The organism is Variovorax sp. YR750, assembly GCF_900109805.1.
Lineage (GTDB): Bacteria > Pseudomonadota > Gammaproteobacteria > Burkholderiales > Burkholderiaceae_C > Variovorax > Variovorax gossypii.
In genome coordinates this window covers 1-2,564 of the sequence record NZ_FOBJ01000047.1, presented here as the reverse complement: position 1 = coordinate 2,564, position 2,564 = coordinate 1, and the positions used below count along the sequence as shown (strand labels likewise).

At 69.7% G+C, this 2,564-nt stretch carries 1 protein-coding gene; it reads left to right on the top strand.

The annotated features are described in order from the left end of the window. Positions 1–2,564 (top strand): condensation domain-containing protein (locus BMY35_RS37450; protein WP_143080854.1); only part of this gene is annotated, 2,564 nt, incomplete at both ends.

The window sequence follows — 2,564 nt, the reverse complement described above, 5'->3', positions numbered from 1 at the left end:
ATCCGGGGCTTCCGCATCGAGCTGGGGGAGATAGAGGCGCAGTTGCTGGCGCAGCCTGGGGTGCGCGAGGCGGTGGTGGTGGCGCAGCAGCAGGCTGCGGGCGGGGCGCGCTTGGTGGCGTATGTCTCGGGCACGCAGGCTGTCGATGTGGCGGAGCTGAAGAGGAGGTTGCTGCAGGCGTTGCCCGAGCACATGGTGCCCGGGGTGATCGTGGTGCTGGAGGCGCTGCCGCTGAATGCCAACGGCAAGGTCGATCGCAAGGCGCTGCCGGTGCCCGAGCGCGCGGGTGCCGATGCCTACGAGGCTCCGGCAGACGACATCGAGCGTGCGCTTGCCGGCATCTGGGCCGAAGTGCTGGGCGTTGAGCGCGTGGGCCGCGGCGACAACTTCTTCGAACTGGGCGGGCATTCGCTGCTGGCGATCCAGTTGCTGGAGCAGGTCCGTCGTCTGGGCTGGAGCGCCGAGGTGCGCACGCTGTTCCGCAAGCCGCGGCTCGCGGATTTCGCGCTGGCCGTGGCCGAGGCGCGCGACTCGGTGCGGCTTGAGGTCGATGTGCCGGCGAACGGCATTCCCGAAGACTGCACCGCGCTCTCGCCGGAGATGATCACGCTGGTGAAGCTCGACGCGGCGCAGGTCGCGCGCCTCGAGGCGGCGGTGCCCGGCGGTGCCGCCAACATCCAGGACGTCTACCCGCTCGCGCCGCTGCAGGAAGGCATCCTGTTCCATCACCTGCTGCAGTCGCAGGGCGATGCCTACATCACGCCGTGCCTGCTGAGCTTCGACACCGAGGCGCGGCTGGTGCGCTTCGTCGAGAGTTTCAACCAGGTCATCGCGCGCCACGACATCCTGCGCACGGCCGTGCACTGGGAGCAACTGGAAGAGCCGGTTCAGGTCGTGCAGCGCCATGCCGAACTGCGGCTGCAGTGGCTGCACGAGATCGAGGACGAAGGGGCCGCGCACGGCAGCGTGGCCGAACGCCTCGACGCCCGCGTGGACCCCGGCCGCTACCGCATCGATGTGCGACAGGCACCGATGATCCGCGCCGTTGCCGCGCACGATGCCGAGGGAGCGCGCTGGTTGCTGCAGCTGCCCTGCCATCACCTGGTGATGGACCACACGACGGTCGAACTCATCATCGACGAGATCGCGCTCATCCAGCAGGGCCGCCACGGCGAGCTGCCGGCGCCCATGCCGTTCCGCCGCTACGTGGCGCAGGCCCGGCTGGGCGTGAGCCGCGCCGAGCACGACGACTTCTTCCGCCGAATGCTGGCGGACGTGGAGGAGCCGACCGCACCCTTCAACATGCTCGACGTGCAGGGCGACGGCACCGGCGTGGAGGAAGTGCGCCTCGTGCTGCCGGACGCGCTTTCGGCGCAACTGCGCCGAGAGGCCCAGCGCCAGAGCGTCGGTACCGCCGCGCTGTTCCACCTGGCCTGGGCGCTGGTGCTGGCCAGGACCACGGGCCGCGACGACGTGGTGTTCGGCACCGTGCTGTTCGGCCGCATGCAGGGCGGCGAGGGCGTCGAGCGCGCGCTGGGCATGTTCATCAACACCCTGCCGCTGCGCATTCGCATCGGCGGGCAGGGCGTGGCCGAATGCCTGCGCCAGACCCACGCGCTGCTGACCGACCTGGTGCATCACGAACACGCGAGCCTGTCGCAGGCACAGAAATGCAGCGGCCTTGCCGGCGGTGTGCCGCTGTTCTCGGCGCTGCTCAACTACCGCTATACCCCCAAGGCCGCACCGGGCGCCGAGGCGCCGTCCGGCTGGGATGGCATCGAGGTGATCGGCGGCGAGGAACGTACGAACTATCCGTTCTCCATGGCGGTGGACGACCAGGGCACGGGCTTCGAGCTGGCTGCCCAGGTCGCGCGCGGCATCGGCGCGCAGTGCTTCTGCGACTGGATGCACGCCGCGCTGCGGGGGCTAGCCGATGCGCTGGCGCAGCAGCCGGGGCGGCGCGTGATGTCCATCGACCTGCTTGCCGACGGCGAACGGCTTCGTTTGCAGGCACTGGGCAACAACACGTCGCGCCATGCCGATGCTCCGCCGGTGCACCGGTTGATCGAACAGCAGGTGCGGGCGCGTCCCGATGTCATTGCGCTGGTGTGCGGCAGCGAATCGCTGAGCTACGCGCAACTCAACGAGCGCGCCAACCGGCTCGCGCACCGGCTGATCGCCTCGGGCGTCACGCCGGAGAGCAAGGTCGGCATTGCCGTGTCGCGCGACGCGGACATGGTGGCGGGCGTGCTGGCCGTTCTCAAGTCGGGTGCGGCCTATGTGCCGCTGGATCCGGAATATCCGCAGGACCGGCTCGCGTACATGGTGGAGGACAGCGGCCTTTCGCTGCTGCTCACGCAAAGCCATCTGCACGACCGGCTGCCCGATGTGCCCATGCTCGCGCTCGATCGGCTCGACCTGTCGGGCGAGCCCGCGCACGACCCCGAGGTGCCGCTGCACGCGCAGCACCTGGCCTACGTCATCTACACCTCCGGCTCCACCGGCAAGCCCAAGGGCGTGATGGTGCGCCACGAGGCGCTGTCGCACTTCATCCGCAGCATGCA